This is a genomic window from Actinokineospora baliensis (assembly GCF_016907695.1).
GTDB classification, from domain to species: Bacteria; Actinomycetota; Actinomycetes; order Mycobacteriales; family Pseudonocardiaceae; genus Actinokineospora; species Actinokineospora baliensis.
Genome location: NZ_JAFBCK010000001.1, coordinates 4,960,775 through 4,976,350, shown reverse-complemented (window position 1 = coordinate 4,976,350; position 15,576 = coordinate 4,960,775). Strand labels below are relative to the sequence as shown.

13 protein-coding genes are annotated in these 15,576 nt (G+C 70.5%); 11 read left to right on the top strand and 2 right to left on the bottom strand.

Annotated features, from left to right (window positions below; genetic code table 11):
- Positions 1-30 precede the first annotated feature (30 nt).
- The 8 genes from JOD54_RS22755 to JOD54_RS22720 all read left to right on the top strand — a co-directional run bounded on the left by JOD54_RS22755 (position 31) and on the right by JOD54_RS22720 (position 10,394).
- Positions 31-1,125: a TIR domain-containing protein gene (locus JOD54_RS22755; RefSeq protein WP_204452935.1), complete on the top strand. Its 1,095-nt coding sequence runs from the start codon at positions 31-33 to the stop codon at positions 1,123-1,125.
- On the top strand, positions 1,115-3,274 hold the full coding sequence (locus JOD54_RS22750; RefSeq protein WP_204452933.1) for a hypothetical protein: 2,160 nt from the start codon (positions 1,115-1,117) through the stop codon (positions 3,272-3,274). The genes JOD54_RS22755 and JOD54_RS22750 overlap by 11 nt, the downstream gene beginning before the upstream one ends.
- The gene (locus JOD54_RS22745; protein WP_204452931.1) at positions 3,252-4,367 is read left to right on the top strand and encodes a hypothetical protein; all 1,116 of its coding nucleotides are present in this window, start codon (positions 3,252-3,254) and stop codon (positions 4,365-4,367) included. The genes JOD54_RS22750 and JOD54_RS22745 overlap by 23 nt, the downstream gene beginning before the upstream one ends.
- On the top strand, positions 4,364-6,622 hold the full coding sequence (locus JOD54_RS22740) for a sensor histidine kinase family protein (protein WP_204452928.1): 2,259 nt from the start codon (positions 4,364-4,366) through the stop codon (positions 6,620-6,622). The genes JOD54_RS22745 and JOD54_RS22740 overlap by 4 nt, the downstream gene beginning before the upstream one ends.
- Positions 6,619-7,749, top strand: a complete 1,131-nt coding sequence (locus JOD54_RS22735) for a hypothetical protein (RefSeq protein WP_204452926.1) — start codon at positions 6,619-6,621, stop codon at positions 7,747-7,749. The genes JOD54_RS22740 and JOD54_RS22735 overlap by 4 nt, the downstream gene beginning before the upstream one ends.
- A complete protein-coding gene (locus JOD54_RS22730; RefSeq protein ID WP_204452924.1) occupies positions 7,743-8,540 on the top strand; it encodes a hypothetical protein in 798 nt (265 codons plus the stop codon). Before JOD54_RS22735 ends, JOD54_RS22730 begins: the two co-directional genes overlap by 7 nt.
- Before the next feature lie 5 nt (positions 8,541-8,545).
- A complete protein-coding gene (locus JOD54_RS22725) occupies positions 8,546-8,929 on the top strand; it encodes a hypothetical protein (RefSeq protein ID WP_204452922.1) in 384 nt (127 codons plus the stop codon).
- A 100-nt stretch (positions 8,930-9,029) separates the two neighbouring features.
- On the top strand, positions 9,030-10,394 hold the full coding sequence (locus JOD54_RS22720) for a PepSY-associated TM helix domain-containing protein (RefSeq protein WP_204452920.1): 1,365 nt from the start codon (positions 9,030-9,032) through the stop codon (positions 10,392-10,394).
- A gap of 58 nt (positions 10,395-10,452) precedes the next feature.
- Here the strand turns inward: JOD54_RS22720 and JOD54_RS35215 are convergent, their stop codons facing one another.
- Positions 10,453-10,998 (bottom strand): TetR/AcrR family transcriptional regulator, encoded by a 546-nt coding sequence (locus JOD54_RS35215; protein WP_307860216.1) that lies wholly within the window; start codon positions 10,996-10,998, stop codon positions 10,453-10,455.
- Between the two features lie 71 nt (positions 10,999-11,069).
- Between JOD54_RS35215 and JOD54_RS22710 the strand changes: the two genes are divergently transcribed.
- Positions 11,070-11,933: an SDR family oxidoreductase gene (locus JOD54_RS22710; RefSeq protein ID WP_204452918.1), complete on the top strand. Its 864-nt coding sequence runs from the start codon at positions 11,070-11,072 to the stop codon at positions 11,931-11,933.
- 10 nt (positions 11,934-11,943) lie between these two features.
- Here JOD54_RS22710 and JOD54_RS22705 read toward each other — a convergent pair whose 3' ends face one another.
- Positions 11,944-13,752 (bottom strand): glycoside hydrolase family 15 protein, encoded by a 1,809-nt coding sequence (locus JOD54_RS22705; protein ID WP_204452916.1) that lies wholly within the window; start codon positions 13,750-13,752, stop codon positions 11,944-11,946.
- A gap of 157 nt (positions 13,753-13,909) precedes the next feature.
- On the opposite strand from JOD54_RS22705, the gene JOD54_RS22700 reads away from it, so the two are divergent.
- Both JOD54_RS22700 and JOD54_RS22695 read left to right on the top strand, forming a co-directional pair.
- The gene (locus tag JOD54_RS22700) at positions 13,910-14,995 is read left to right on the top strand and encodes an AI-2E family transporter (RefSeq protein WP_204452914.1); all 1,086 of its coding nucleotides are present in this window, start codon (positions 13,910-13,912) and stop codon (positions 14,993-14,995) included.
- A gap of 68 nt (positions 14,996-15,063) precedes the next feature.
- Positions 15,064-15,564: a DUF1269 domain-containing protein gene (locus tag JOD54_RS22695; protein WP_204452912.1), complete on the top strand. Its 501-nt coding sequence runs from the start codon at positions 15,064-15,066 to the stop codon at positions 15,562-15,564.
- The last annotated feature ends 12 nt before the right edge of the window (positions 15,565-15,576 follow it).

Genomic DNA, 15,576 nt, shown 5'->3' with positions numbered 1-15,576 from the left:
CACCACCGGGAGTCGCGGGAGACATGTTCGATGGCCGTGTCGCGGGAGTACGACGTCAGCCTCACGTTCGCGGGAAGTGAGCGATCCTACGCCGAGGAACTCACCACCCTGCTGGAGAAACACGGCCTGAGGGTCTTCTACGACGCGAACCAGACCGTGGACCTGTGGGGTGACAACCTCTACGAGCGCCTCGTCACGATCTACCGCGAGAAGTCGCGGCTGTGCGTGCTGTTCGCCTCAGCGGAGTACGCGCGCCGGTTGTGGACCTCCTTCGAACGGAAAGCCGCACAGGCCAAGGCCGCCGAGAGCGAAGCCGCGTACCTGCTGCCGCTGCTGTTCGACGATTCCCGCGTCCCTCGCTTGCCGTCGACCACGGGTGCGGTGGACGCGCGACTCCTCTCGCCCGCGCAGGTGGCGGAGATGGTCATTAAGAAGCTGAACGACAAGACCGTGGCCATCGGTGTCCTGTCGACCGTGCTGGCGGTGGTCGCCCAGGAGCCCGACCCCGGTTTGCACCAGGTGTTCAACACCGCGCTGGAACGGTCCAAGATCACGCTGACCCAGCACCAGCGCTGGTCGACCCACCACGGGCTGGTGGCGGTCATCCCGGAGAAGGTCGCCCCGGTCCCCGTCGTGCTCACCAACCTGGTGCCCGACATCGAGTCGGTCCACCGGGAGCGGGCCGCTTCCGCGGGACCGCTCAAGGTGGGGGTGCACAGCGGCAAGATCCCCAAGGGCCGCTCGGGGGTGGACATCGCGTTGGCGGTGGATGCCGCGCGTTCGGCCGGTGTGGAGGAATTGCTGACAGCGAGCAAGTCCCGGTGCGCAGTTGTCGTGTCCGACCGGGTGTTCCAGACCGTGGTCACCAAGGGGCGTGGGGGGAGCAACCCGACCGCGTACCGGCGGTTGCGGTTGCCCGACGGCAGCCAGGTCCACGTTCGGTTCCACGGCTACCCCAGGCCACCGGGCGACGAGCCGGAGACACCGGAAACACCGAAGGCGAGCGCCGGGAAGTCGTTCTACTTCGAACGCGATGTCCGGATCGGCCAACTCGGTGACGTGTACCTGGGCAACGGAAACACCTTCGGCGATGGGTACCGGTTCGGGTCGGCCGATGACCGCTGAAGAAGAGGTGGAGCCGAAAGGGCCTGCCGCGGAGCCGGACCAGAAGACCGAGCCCGAGGAGTCGTTCGCCAAGGCGCAGGAGCGGGCGTCCGACCCGGCCGCGGCCAACGGGTGGAACGAGTACCGGGCCAAGCTGGACACCGCGCGCCAGTGGCTGGGCGGCGGTGGCACCACCAACGTCTTCTTCGGCGGTGTCGGCCAGATCGGGGACACCGTGGGGCCCGTCGCGGGTCACGCGAGCGCGATGGTGCTCAACGGCCCGGTGACGGCGGCTTCCCTCGACCGCCTCCGCGCCGCCTACGTGGAGCCCGCCCGCTACGCCGATCTGCGCCGGGTGCTGCAGTCGCACCAGGTCCTGGTGATCAACGCGCCCAGCGGCACCGGACGGACGGCCACCGCCCTCCGGCTGCTCGACGACCTGTGCGTGGAGGGGGTGCGCAAGCTCGACCCGGACACCGTCCTCAAGACCCTCGACGACAAGGCGTTCACCGGTCTGCACGGATACCTGTTGGAACACCTCGACCGCAAGCAGAGCCGCGAGCTGAGCCTCTACCACCTGGAGCGGTTGAGCGCGGTGCTGCAGCGCAAGGGCTGCATGCTGGTGGTGATCACCGACCAGGCGGTGCCGTTGCCCGCGGGCGACATCGAGCACCTGGTCGCCGACGACCTCGGCGCCGTGGAACCGGAGCGGCTGCTGCGGCGGCACCTGGAGTCGGCGCTGGAGCGGTCGCCCTCGACCGACGTCGAGCCGGTGTTGAGCCACCCCGAGGTGCGGGAGGTCCTCGGCGAGCTGAGCAGGGACGTGTCCCACCATGACTTGAGCACGCTGGGCGCCCTGCTCGCCGAGGTGGTCACCGGGCGGGTCGACATCGGGGCAGTGCGCGAGCGGTATTCGCACAGCAGCCGGGCCAGCTTCGTCGACTGGTTCGACAACCGGATCGACCTCGCGCAGCGGGCGTTCGTGATCGCGCTCGCCGTCTTCAACGACGAGCCGGTGCAGGTGGTCTCGCGCGCAGCGACGGCACTGGGCGAGATGCTCAGCGCGGTGGAGGTGCCGCGCCGGGGCGACCGGGGCCGTCCGCTGTTCGAGGTGCCGTTGACGACCCGGATCGAACAGGCCCGCGCCGAGGTCGTCGACGGTGTGCAGGAGACCACGTTGGGTTCGGTCGCGGTGCGCAACGCGCGGTTCCGCGACGATACGTACCCGGCGCGGGTGCTCGAGCACCTGTGCACCGAGTACGACCAGGCGTTCACTGTGGTCGCGGACTGGCTGCGCCTGCTCGGCGCCGACTACGGCGGCCGCGTGCGGGCCAGGGCGGGCATGGCGGCCGGGTTCCTCAGCCGGTTCGACTTCGTCGGGGTCCACGACGGGGTCATCCTGCACTGGGCCGACCTGGACAACGCCTTCACCAGGGACGCGGCCGTCGCCGCGCTGCAACTGCCCGCCGAGCACCCGGCGCTGGGCCGGGTCGTGCACACCCTGCTGCGCACCTGGATCCGCGACCGCTCCGCGGAGGGCATGTCCCGGCGCAAAGTGGCGGCACGGGCGTTGGGCACCACGACGGCGCTGAGCACCGACACCGCGCTCGACCTGCTGCGCCGGGCCGCCAGGCACGTCGACTGGGACACGGCGTTCGTGATCGGGGAGAGCGTCAGCGACGTGCTGTGCCGGGTGGAGGACCCGGTGGTGGTCCTCGACGCGCTGGTCGCCTGGAGCGATGTCGAGCAGCACCCGTTGCGGCGGGAGACCGCGCTGCTGTCGGTGCTGATCGCGGGCGCCTACCTGACGGTGGACGTCAGCGAGAGCTCCGAGAAGTGGCCCGCGCTGCTCTGGCTCGCCGAGCACCACGACGGCGGCCGCGCTCCCGTGGTGACGCTGTACGCGCGGATGCTGCAGTCGGCCAACTTCATCGACCAGGGCTACGAGCAGGTGCGGCGGTGGGTCCGGGTGGCGCAGCGGGACGAGACCCAGCGGGTGCCGGTGGCCAAGTTGCTGGCCGACATCGCGGTCGAGATGGACGACGTGGCCAGCATGCGCCACTACGCACGGAGATGGGCCACACCGAGGGGCGGCCCGGCCAAGGCGGTCGGGGTCGTGCTCGAACACCTGGAGGAGAGGGTCGACCATGGCCGACGAGACGGCTGGTAGCGGCGCCGTGGGCGGGCCGCCGGACCCGGCGACCCGGTGGCCGGGGCCACCGCCCCCGGCGCAGTGGCCGACCAAGCGGGCGTCGGCGGCGGGGGTCGGACCGGATGAGCCGGTGGCGCGGGCGATCAAGCTCAACCGCGGCATGCGCTCGATGCCCACGTCCTCGGAGCACACGGCGATCGTGTCGGTCACCAAGGACGGGGAGTACGAGGTCGTCAAGGGCAGGCTGAAGGTGAGCGCCTTCGTCGGGGCCATCCTGTGGGAGGTGTTCTCGGTCGACATCGCGGCGCAGGAGGACACCTTCAGCCTGGACCTGCCGACCAGGACGGAGGCCTTCGCCTTCGCCGCCGAGGTGACCGTGCGCTGGCGGGTGGTGGACCCCGTCGCGGCCGTGCGCGCCCAGGCCAAGAACCCGCGCGCGGCGATCCGGCAGCGGCTGGAACCGTTGCTGCGCCAGCTGTCGCGCCAGTTCGACGTGCACAACAACGCCGGTGCCGAGAGTCACATCAACGGCAGGCACATGGACCAGGTGTTCGCCGTGCCCGGTGGTCTTGCGGTCGAGGGGTACCACGTGCGGCTCGACCTCGACGACGAAGCCCGCGCGTACATCGCCGACCAGGAACGCGACAAGTGGCAGCGGGGACGGATCCGCGCGGAGCAGGAAACCGACGCCCTCGCCCACCAGTTCGCCAAGCAGCGGGCCGACCACGAGGCCGAGCTGGAGTCGATGCGGGCCCGGCACGAGCTGGCGCTGCGCATGGACCGGATGAGCGTCTACGCCGACGCGTTGCGCACCGACAGCCACAACATGTTGGCGCTGCGGCTGTCCGGGCACCACGAGGACATCAACGAGGTCATCGAGCTGATGATGCGCGAGCGGCGGATGGAGTTCGACGGCGCGAGCGCGCTGCTCAACAGCCTGCTGGAGCGCAACCTGGTCAACCGCAAGGACGTCGAGGCGATCATGGCCAACGCCAGCCGGTCGGTGATCGAGAAGCTGCGCGGGGACCGGGCGCTGACCGGGGCGCAGCCCGCAACGGCGGTCCCGGCGGCGGCCGGTGAAGACGACGAAGAAGAGGACTGGAGACGGTGAGCGACATAGGGAAGCGGATCGAGGCGATTGTCGCCGAGCGGGCGCGGTTGGCGCCGCTCGTGCGCGCGGACGCGCAGCGGTGGCGGGCGGTGCTGCGGAGTCTGCTGGCGCTGGGCCAACAACTCGAGCAGCAGACCGGCCAGGAGGAGCCGCACGCCGTTCGGGACAGGTTGGTCACCGAGGCCCGCGGTGCGGCGGCCGATGTGGAGGCGCTGGTGGAGTCCCATGAGCGGTTCGCCGCCCGGCTCCTGCGGTCGACGGTCAACGTGGGGGTCAGCGGCAGCGCCCGGGTGGGCAAGAGCACCTTGCTGCAGAGCATTTCCGGCCTCGCCGACAACGAGATCCCGACCGGCGCGGACATCCCCGTCACCGCCGTGCGCAGTCGGATCTTCCACTCGGACACCCGGTCGCGGGCGCTGTTGACCTTCCACGGCTACGCGTCCCTGCGCGACGAGGTGCTGGCGGGCTACCACCGCGCCCTCGGCCTGCCGCCCGCGCCCGCCACGCTGGAGGCGTTCCGCGCGTTCCCGTACCCGCAGCGGCCCGAGGACCTGCCCGGCGGCGAACCCAGCCCCACCAGCGTGGTCCTGTTGCGGCGTTTGCTGGACATGCGTGAGGCGTTGCCGTCCTATGAGGACCTGCTCACCGGGGAGGAGCGGGAGATCCCCCTGGCGGACCTGCGCCCGTTCATCGCGTACCCGACGCACGAGGAGCGGACCCGGCCCGGCCACGGTGACCACCGCTACCTCGCGGTGCGCGAGGCGCGCATCGAGTGCCCGTTCCCGCACGCGGACGTGCGGCACCTCGGGGTGCTGGACCTGCCGGGGCTCGGCGAGTTGATGGTCGGCGCCGAGGCCCACCACGTCGACGGGCTCCGGGACGAGGTGGATGTGGTGGTGATGGTCGTGCGGGCGTCGGCGACCACGGCGTACCTGCGGGACTCCGATGCCCGCACGCTCAGCCTGCTGCAGGAGTCCCTGGGTGCAGCGGGCACGTCCCGGGACTTCGTGTTCATCCTGGTCAACGACGTCACCGCGGACCGGTCGCGGCTGGCGGCGCTGCGCCACGAGATCGACTCGAAGATCAACGACGGGGTGCCGGACCAGTACTTCCAGGTGCTGCAGGCCGACGCGGCGGACTCGGCCGCGGTGGCGGCGCGGGTGCTCGGGCCGTTGCTGGCCCACCTCGCCGAGCGGCTGCCGATCATGGACGCGCGCATCCGCGCGTCGGTCTCCGAGTCGGCCACAGAGCTCGCGGCCAGGGTCGAGACCCTCGCGCGGGAGACCACGGCGCACGCCGAGCGGGTCCGCCGCAGCGCGGGCGTGGTCGACGAGGGCCTGCAGGACCGGGTGAACGCGTTGCGCGGCCACCTCGCGCGGGACCTGACCTCGCTCGTGGCCGACGTCGCCGCCAAGTACGCCACCTCGGAGGACAGCGAATACGCCGAAGCCGTCGAGGCCGCCTATAGGGGCGTGCTGGACTGGACCGAGGCCGGGTTCGGCGAGGGACCGGACTCCTGGCGGGCCAGGGCGCTGGACCGCTGCGTCGAAGACCACAACTCGACCCCATTCTTGTCTGAGGAGCTCAACGTGCTGCGGGTGACCATCACCCAGCGGTTCGCCGCCATGGACGACTTCCTGGCCGCGAGGATCACCGACCTGTACGCGCGGGTCGTGGCGGTCTTGGCCGCCCGGCTGGGCGAACTGGTGCCCTCGGACACCGAACCGACGAAGGCGCTGCGGCAGCTGCGGGAGCTGCTGGTCGACCCCACCGAGCCAAGCCCGTCGCTGGCCAAGGCTGTCGAGGACCTCCTCGAGGTGCGGCTGGACTTCCGCACCCAGCTCTACCCCCGGGTGCGGGCGGCGCTGGCCGAGTGCAACCTCGAGGTCCCCGGCCCCAGCGGGCAGCGGCGGGTTCAGGTCATCGCGCCGCCGACCGAGCAGGGTGTGGACCGCATGTACCGCGCGGTCGTCGACATCGCCGAGCAGACCGCGTTCCGGACGCGGCAGCAGCTGCTCGGCCTCGCGCTGGAACCGGGCCAGGCGCTGCGCGCGGTCACCGAATTCTTCGCCGACGCGTTCATCCGGTCCCGCGACTCCAAGCGGGACCTGCTGCGGCTGGCCCGCGGCTACCGCGACCGGATCTGGCCGGACGCGTTCCGCGAGCACGACCTCGCCGTCACCACCGCCTCGGCGCTCACCGCGGCCGCCGAAGCGGTGGTGGCGGCTGTCGCCGAGACCCGGAGGACGCCATGACCGACGAGCTCCTCTACCGCATCGGGCTGGCGGGCCCGAGCCGAGTCGGCAAGTCTTCGCTGGTGGTGTCGCTGCTGCGCGACAGCCGGGAGCAGCTCGGCGGGTATCCCCTGCACCTGACCGCCGCCGACCTGGGCACGGAGCGCCGCGTCGCCAAGACCACCGCCGAACTCGACAACAGCTTGATCCAGGGCGAGTTCCGGTCGGACGCGCTGGCGGGCAACGTCGAGGCGTTCACCTTCCAGTTGCGGTTGGCTGCGGGGCCCAAGAGCGCTGGCCTGCGGATCGAGCTGATGGACTACCCGGGGAAGTGGTTCAACCCGCGCACCCGGCCCGACGACAGCGTGGCGGACTGGGCGGCCTGCAAGGACTTCATCGCGAACGCGTCCGTGCTGGTGGTGCCGGTCGAGGCCATCGTGCTGATGGAGGCGACCGGCACCCGGCAACGGGCGGCGAGCAAGCAGTTGCTGGCTCTCGAGGAGGTCGCGAAGACCGCCGAGTGGTGGGCGACGTCCAGGGGGCAGTACCGCGACGAACCGGCCCTGCTGCTGTTGTGCCCGGTCAAGTGCGAGTCGTACTTCGCCGACAACCTCAACGCCACCGACCGGTCGACCGAGCTGCACGAGGCGGTGCGGACCACGTACGCGAAGGTGATCGACACGGTGCGGGACAACGCGCCGCACGCCGAGATCGCCTACTGCGCGGTGGACACCATCGGCTGCGTCAGCCTGGTGCGGGCCGACTGGACCGAAGAGGGCGGGCAGCCGGTCATCCGCGCGAAGTACCGCGTGATCGGTGACGGCGAGGAGATGAGCTTCAAGGGCATCGACCACCTGCTGACCCTGCTGCTGCGCCACCTCGTCGACGCCCAGCACCGCGCCCTGGAGATCCTCGCGGTCCAGCGGGAACGGGCGGCGGCCGAGGCCGAGGCGCTGGCCATCCGCAACGAGGGGCTGATCGGCAACCTCCTGCTCTCGCTCTCCGGCCAGCGGCGCCGACGCAGACAGCTGTCCTCCGACCGGCGGGGCGCGGCGGACAGCACCCACCGGCAGGTCGAAGAGCTCAACGAAGTCATCAAAGATCTGGCCGAGCGGCCACTGTCAGCGAAGCGGGTCAACACATGGTGAACGACACCGGTACCACCGACCTCCAGATCCACGTGCAGACGCGCGGCACGGTCGAGGACTACACGTTCTTGGCGGGCCCCGGCCCGTCACCGTGGTGGCGGGCCCACGCGAAGCGGACCCGCTTCGAGGAGCCCGTCGTGCTGGTGGAGAGCGACCCCGACGGGTGGCGCTGCTACGTCGGCGGCCTCGCTACGGACCGGGCCGACCGGGTGGGCACCACGATCCGGGTGTCCGTCGTCTTCGAAGGCGCGCACGGCGCCCACGAGCAGGTCGTCCGGCTGGTCGCGGCCGCCATCACCGCCATCGGGTCCGCGGGCGCGGCGCGGCTGCCGGTGCTCGACGAGCAGTTCACCGCGGACTACGTCGACGGCGTCCTGCAGTCCACGGTGACCGGCGACGACGCGGGTGCGCGGGTCTTGGCGGCCATCGAGGAACTGCCCGCGCAGACCCTGTCGACCGCCAGGCACGGGTCGTGGGCGGGCGGTGTGGCGCACCCGAACGCGGCGGCCGCGTTCGCCGAGCGCACCTCGGCGCTGCTGTCCGGCAAGGTCGGCGTCGCCCTATACCTCAACGAGATCGCGAGCGCGGACGAGGCCAGCGACCTGCTCGACCGGCCTGGCGAGGTGGCGCTGCTGGTGCCCGGCGACGAGGGGATCACCCCGCTGCGCCCAAAAGCACGCGCGCCGATGACGGCGCGGAGCGAGACCAGCCGCTGGTGGCTGATGGCGGTGGTGACGACGGCGGCCATCCTGCTCGCGGCGGTCATCCGCTGGATCTTCTGGAGTTCCTGAACCACTTGGACTTCGAGGTCGAATCCGCCGACGGCGAGCGGTGGGCCCTGCGGCTGCGCACCACGGGCCCGCCCCTCGGCCAGGTCGAGGGCACCAGGACGAGCGTGGACGGTCCCGATCACCCGGTGCGCGGGGAGTACAAACTGCGGCCGGTCCCCGGGCTCAAGCCGATCGAACTGGAACTGCGGCTCGACGGGCACCAGTGGGTCCTGCGGTGCGCGCTGACGCCCCAGTTGGCCGAGTTGTCGTTGGTGGGCGTGGGAACGTGCCGATCGGAGGACGACTCCCAGAAGGTCGAGGTGCGGTGCAAGATCCTCCCGGTGTCCGCGGCCGTGGTGTACGACCTGTTCCGCTCGCTGACCACAAGGGACGACCGCAACGAATCTTGACCGTCGAACAGCACTGACCACTTTCGACATCTCGGGAACCGGATGGCACTGACGCACGACCACTGCGGCAGTGTCCCCACGTCCCCGCAAGAGGTGTTCGATGTCCGCTCCCCCAGTCGACAGAGCGCGTGCCGAAGAGGTCAGCAGCCGGTGGTCGGTGGTGCCGCTGCTGAAGCGACTGCACTTCTACGCCGGTGTGCTCGTGGCGCCCTTCCTCGTGGTCGCCGCGGTGTCGGGGCTGTTGTACTCGCTGGCGCCGCAGATCGACGACGTGCTGTACGGGGACGTGCTGGAGGTGTCGTCGACCGCAGGTGCGCCGCGGTCGCTGGCCGAGCAGGTCGCGGTGGCGCAAGCGGTGGTTCCGGGTGGATCGGTCACGAGCGTGCAGGTGTTCGACGATCCGGAGCAGACGACGCGGGTGGTGTTCGCGGCGCCGGGGCTGGCGGAGGAGTACTCCCAGACGGTGTACGTGGACCCGTACGCGGCGCGGGTGCAGGGGCAGTTGACGACCTGGTTCGGGTCCACTCCGGTCACCACGTGGTTGGACGGTCTGCACCGCAACCTGAACCTGGGCGAGACGGGTCGGCTGTACTCGGAGTTGGCGGCGAGTTGGCTGTGGGTGATCTCGCTGGCCGGAGTGGTCCTGTGGCTGGTCAGGCAGAAGCGCCTGCGGGCGGCCGTGCGGCCGGAGAAGGGCGCTCGGGGCGTGCGGCGCACCCGGTCGTGGCACGGGAGCCTGGGGATCTGGACCCTGGTCGGCGCGTTGTTCCTGTCGGCGACCGGATTGACCTGGTCCACCTATGCCGGGGAGAACTTCGCGGCCGCCCTGGTGGCGCTCAACGCGAAAGCTCCTGCGCTGGACACGGCGCTGTCCGGTTCGGGTCACGGGGAGCACGGAGGCGGCACCGGCCAAGGTCAGGTGGATGTCGCAACGTTCGACCGGGTGCTCGCCACGGCCCGCTCGGCCGGGCTGGCCGGGCCGGTCGAGATCAGCGTCGGTGAACCGGGCAGCGCGTGGACGACGGCCCAGGTCGACAACACATGGCCGGTCCGCCTGGACAAGGTCGCCATCGACCCGGCGACGGCGTCGGTGACCGCCCGCGCGAACTTCGCCGACCGCCCGCTGCTGGCCAAGCTGTCGTCACTGGGCATCCAGGCCCACATGGGTCGCCTGTTCGGCATCGTCAACCAGATCGCGCTGTTCCTGCTGGCCGCGGCCATCCTCACACTGATCGTGCTGGGCTACCGCATGTGGTGGCAACGCCGCCCCACCCGCGCGGACCGGCAACGCCCGATGGGGGCCGCGCCTCGGCGCGGAGCGTGGCGAGAGCTGCCGCTGTGGTTCCTCGTACCCGCCCCACTCGTACTGATCGCGGTCGGCTGGGCGATCCCATTACTGGGCGTGAGCCTGCTCGCGTTCCTGATCCTCGACGGTGTGATCGGCCTGGTGCGCGCCCGCGCGTGAAAGACCAGCGCCTTACCTGGGCAAGGCGACCAGCGCCCACCTCCACGAAGTTCGCGAGCTAGACCAGCATCCCGCGGAAGGCCAGGTCGAGTAGCCGGTCCGCCTGTTCCGGGGAGGTGTGTTCGCGGGCCCACGCGCACGCCGTGGTGAGGGTGTTGAGGTCGGCGCTGGTGGTGGGGTGGATGGCGCCCGCTTCGACGGCTCGGTGGAGGAGGGTGTCGCTGAGGGTGTCCATCTGCACGCAGGAGGCGTGGAGTTCGGAGGTGACGTCGTCGGTGCCTTGGGCCAGGTGGGTAGCGAGGCCGCTGTAGGTGGCGGCGTGGGCGACGGTCAGGGTGAGCCAGGTGCGGAGGGCTTCGGCGGGGGGTTGGTCGGACAGGGCTTCGGCGGCGGCGAACAGGGCTTCGTTGCGGTCGGCCATGAGGGCGCCGAGGAGGGCTCGGCGGGTCGGGAAGTGGCCGTAGAGGGTGCCGATGGCCAGGCCTGCGCGTTTGGCGATCGCCTCCAGGGACGCGCCGGTGCCCTGTGCGCGGAACACGACGTCGGCCTCGGTGAGCAGGCGTGCGCGGTTGGCGCGGGCGTCCGCGCGTGGTCGTCCGGGCACTGGCGCCTCCGAGTCAATTCGAGGTAGCCTCGACTTAACAGTTCGAGGCCCCCTCAGGTTAACGGAGAACCATGGCGATCCTGGTGACCGGCGCGACAGGCACGATCGGACGCCACCTCGTGCGGCGGGTCGGCGATGACGTGATCGCGTTCGTGCGCGACAAGGCCAAGGGCCACGCGCTCGGGTGCCGGTACGTGGTCGGCGCCTTCACCGACCACGACAGCCTGGCCCGGGCGATGCGCGGCGTCGACCGGGTGTTCCTCAACGGGGCGGGCGCGGTCCCCGGCGAGCAGCCGATGATCCCCCACCAACGGGCGGTGATCGACGCGGCGGCCGAGGCCGGGGTGGAGCACGTGGTGAAGCTCTCGGTCTGGCACGCGCGGATCGGCGGGAAGCTCGCCGAGGGCGCGCACGGGGTGATCGAGGAGTACCTCAAGGCCTCCGGACTCCCCTGGACCATCCTGCAGCCCAACGGCTTCATGCAGAACTACAGCACCGGCACCGCGGTCGCCACCGAAGGCGGCCACTTGATCGGCTCGTACGGCGATTCCCGGGTGTCCTATGTCGACTGCGAAGACATCGCCGCGTCCGCCGCCGCCGTTCTGGCCAACCCCCAACCCGACAGGACCTTCGTCCTCACCGGCCCGGAAGCCCTCACCCACAGCGAGATCGCCGACAAATTGTCCACAGTGGTCGGCCGCGAGATCCGCTACATCGACCTACCCCCGACGGAGTTCGCCAACCGCCTCACCGCCGCAGGTCTCCCAGCCCCGTTCGCCGCCGATGTAGCAGCCCTGTTCGCTGAGGTCGCCACCGGCAAACTCGCCCCTACCACCTCCGATGTCGCCACTCTGACCTCCCACTCCCCCAGGACCTTCGACGACTTCCTCCGCACGAACACTGAGTCCATAAAGGAAGCGTGGTCGAAGGCCTGAGTGGCGCGGTTCAGCCGTCGAGCGCCTTGTCGAGTGCGAGCGCGGCGTCGATCAAGGCCAGGTGGGTGAACGCCTGCGGGAAGTTGCCGAGTTGCTCCCCGGTCGGGCCGATCTCCTCGGCGTAGAGGCCGAGGTGGTTGCCGTAGGTGAGCATCTTCTCGAACACCAGCCGCGCCTTCTCGAGCTGCCCGGACACCGCCAGCGCGGTCACGTAGTTGAAGCTGCACAACGAGAACGTGCCCTCATCACCAGCGAGACCATCCGGTGCGGCACCCGGGTCGTAGCGGTAGACCAGGCTGTCGGACACCAGGTCCCGCTCCATCGCGGCCAACGTGTGCAACCACTTCGGGTCCCGGGGCGCGACGAAGCCGACGGTGGTCATGCGCAGCAGCGACGAATCCAACACGTCCGACCCGTAGCGCTGGACGAAGGAGCGCTGACCGGGGTGCCAGCCCCGGTCCCAGACCTGGGCGTAGATGCGGTCCCGGTGCGCACGCCACTGCTCCAGCGGCGCGGGCCTGCCCAGTTCCGACGACAGGCGGATGCCCCGGTCGAACGCCACCCAGCTCATCAACCTGCCGTAGGTGAAGTCCTCGCGGCCGCCCCGGGTCTCCCAGATCCCCTCCTCCGGCTGGTCCCAGTTCGCCCCGAGCCAGTCCAGCATCCCGACCAGCCCCTGCCAGCCCCGCTGCCCCAGGCCGAGCCCGCTGCGATGAGCTTGGTAGACGCTGTCGAGCAGTTCGCCGTAGATGTCGAGCTGCAGCTGGTCGGCCGCGTCGTTGCCGATCCTGACCGGCCGCGAGCCGCGGTAGCCGTCCCAGTCCAGGGGCTCCTCGACCAGGTCGGCCGAGCCGTCGACCCGGTACATGATCTTGAGTGGGCCCTCCTCGTAGCGGTCGCGCAGCCAGCGGGAGAAGTCGGTGGCCTCGTCGGTGAACCCGAGGCCCAGCAGTGCCGACACCGCGAACGAGGCGTCCCTGATCCACGTGTACCGGTAGTCCCAGTTGCGTTCGCCGCCGACCTGCTCGGGAAGCCCGGCCGTGGGGGCCGCGATGACCGCTCCGGTCGGGGCGTAGGTCATCAGCTTGAGCGTCATCGCGGACCGGTTGACGACCTCCCGCCAGCGCCCCCGGTAGGTCGAGGTGTCCAGCCACGTGCGCCAGAACCGCACCGTGGCAACGAAGTCACGCTCGATCTCGGCCGCGCGGATCGCCCGGGGCGGTCCATCAGCGGCGGACTCCAGCACGAACCCGCGAACCTGCCCCGCGCGCAGCGTCACCGTGCCGCGCACCGCGCCCTCCCCCGTGACCGCCAGCGCCGCGAGCCGCTCGTCGTCAGGCTCCCGAACGGCGTGCAGGGTCAGCGCGAGGTCGTCGGCGGCGAAGATCGCGCCGTGCTCGGTGAGGTGCGTGGTGTGCGCCTCGCGCCCGTAGTCGAACTTCGGTGACACGTCCAACTCGAACTCGACCTCACCGCGCACGCACCGCACCATCCGGACCAGCCGGTGCGTGTCCGTGGCCGCGCGCCCCCGCACCGGGACCATGAAGTCCACCACCTCCCCGGTGCCCGACGGGGACAGGAACCTGGTGATCAGGATGGCCGTGTCCGGGAAGTAGAGCTGCCGCGAGGTGTAAGGGCCGTGAGTTGGCCGGATCCGGCAGTGGCCGCCGCGACCGGAGTCGAGCAGGGATCCGAACACCGTCGGCGAGTCGAACCTGGGGCAGCAGAACCAGTCGATGGTGCCGTCGGTGCTCACGAGCGCGGCGGTCTGGAGATCACCGATCAGTCCGTGGTCGGCGATCAAGGGGTAGTTGTCCACGATGGGCTCCTCGCTTCGTCCGGTGTGCCGCCACCATGTCCACGGCCCGCCGGGCCGGTCGTCATCCGGCGGTGATGACCTCCCGGGTACCGCCCGCGCCGGGGGATGGGGCCGGTGATCCGCGCGTGCCACGGTGGCCGCCGTGATGGATGCGCAGATGCCTCGGGGTTTGGTGCTCCTGCTCGGCGGCGCGGCCGCGGTCGTGGTGGTGGGTGGGATGCGGGTGGCGGCGTGGCTGCTCGCGCCGGTGTTCCTGGCGATGGTGATCGTGATCGTGGTCAGCCCGGTGCACAGCTGGTTGCGCCGCCGCGGTTTGCCACCGTGGGCCGCGACGGCTGTCCTCGTCGTCGTGGTGTACGGGGTTCTGGTCTCGTTCGCGCTGGTGGTGATCGGCTCGCTCGCCCGCCTCGCGACAGAACTCCCCCGCTACACCGATCAAACCCGAGAGCTGTTGTCCGGAGCCGCGGACCTGGCGGGGCGCTTGGGTATCGCTCCTGGCGGGCTGCGGGAGTCCGCCCAACACGCCGATCTCGGCCGGTTCGTCTCAGCGGCCGGGGCATTGCTCGGTGACCTCACCGGGTTGGCCACCAGTGTCGTGTTCCTGTTGGCGCTGCTGATGTTCTTCAGCACGGAGACCTCCGTGGTCGAGGGCCGGATGCGCACGATCGCCAGGACCAGACCGCACATCCAACTGGCCCTGGCGGACTTCGCGAGCAAGACGCGCCGCTACTTCGTGGTCACCACCATCTTCGGGCTGATCATCGCGGTGCTCGACACCGTCGCGCTGGCCTGGACCGGTATCCCGCTCGCGGTGCTGTGGGGCCTGTTGTCGTTCGTCACCAACTACATCCCCAACATCGGGTTCATCCTCGGTGTCGCGCCGCCCGCGCTGCTCGGTCTGCTCACCGAGGGACCGAAGGGCATGCTGCTGGTGATCAGCATCTACGTGGTCATCAACTTCGTGGTCCAGTCCCTGATCCAGCCGCGGTTCGTCGGCGACGCGGTCGGACTGTCCACTGTGCTCACATTCGTGTCGCTGGTGTTCTGGTCCTGGGTCCTCGGTGTGCTCGGCCTGCTGCTGGCCATCCCGGCCACCCTGCTGGCGATGGCGCTGCTCGTCGACACCGATCCGCGAGCCGACTGGGCCGCCGCGCTGCTCGGCGCGCCGGAACGCGAACCGTCCACACGCAAGGGTCGGCGGGCCGCGGCCGATGAAGATCAATCAACCACCCCGTCCGGATGAGGCGCAACGCACCCGGCGTGCGGTCCGCTTGCACCGGAACACCGAACAACCACAGGGAGAGTACCGATATGGCCACCTTGACGATCTGGCGCTACGAAACCGCGGGCGGGGCCCAGGAGGCGGTGCGGTCGTTGGAGTCGCTGAGCAAGCGCGACCTCATCACCGTGCACGACGCGGCGACGGTGTCCTGGCCGGAGGGGGCCAAGAAGCCCAAGCTGCGCCAGTTGCGCAACCTCGCGGGCCGAGGCGCGCTGTCCGGGGCGTTCTGGGGGATGTTGTTCGGCCTGATCTTCCTGATCCCGCTGTTCGGTGCGGCGGTCGGTGCCGCGTTCGGCGCGATCGGCGGGTCACTGGCCGATGTCGGGATCGACGACGACCTGATCAAGCAGATCCGCGATGAGGTCACACCAGGCACCTCCGCGCTGTTCGTGCTCAGCGAGGACGCGGTGCTCGACAAGGTGCAGGCCGAGTTCGCGGGCCAGGAGAAGCCCAAGCTGATCTTCACCAACCTCGGTGCCGACCAGGAGGACAAGCTGCGCGACGTGTTCGCCGAGGAGCCGACCGCGTGACGCCCGCCGCTG

Bases quoted from the DNA above. Each gene is read 5' to 3' on its own strand.
- JOD54_RS22755 (WP_204452935.1), top strand. From the start codon at position 31: ATGGCCGTGTCGCGGGAGTACGACGTCAGCCTCACGTTCGCGGGAAGT.
- JOD54_RS22750 (WP_204452933.1), top strand. From the start codon at position 1,115: ATGACCGCTGAAGAAGAGGTGGAGCCGAAAGGGCCTGCCGCGGAGCCG.
- JOD54_RS22745 (WP_204452931.1), top strand. From the start codon at position 3,252: ATGGCCGACGAGACGGCTGGTAGCGGCGCCGTGGGCGGGCCGCCGGAC.
- JOD54_RS22735 (WP_204452926.1), top strand. From the start codon at position 6,619: ATGACCGACGAGCTCCTCTACCGCATCGGGCTGGCGGGCCCGAGCCGA.
- JOD54_RS22730 (WP_204452924.1), top strand. From the start codon at position 7,743: ATGGTGAACGACACCGGTACCACCGACCTCCAGATCCACGTGCAGACG.
- JOD54_RS22720 (WP_204452920.1), top strand. From the start codon at position 9,030: ATGTCCGCTCCCCCAGTCGACAGAGCGCGTGCCGAAGAGGTCAGCAGC.
- JOD54_RS22710 (WP_204452918.1), top strand. From the start codon at position 11,070: ATGGCGATCCTGGTGACCGGCGCGACAGGCACGATCGGACGCCACCTC.
- JOD54_RS22700 (WP_204452914.1), top strand. From the start codon at position 13,910: ATGCCTCGGGGTTTGGTGCTCCTGCTCGGCGGCGCGGCCGCGGTCGTG.
- JOD54_RS22695 (WP_204452912.1), top strand. From the start codon at position 15,064: ATGGCCACCTTGACGATCTGGCGCTACGAAACCGCGGGCGGGGCCCAG.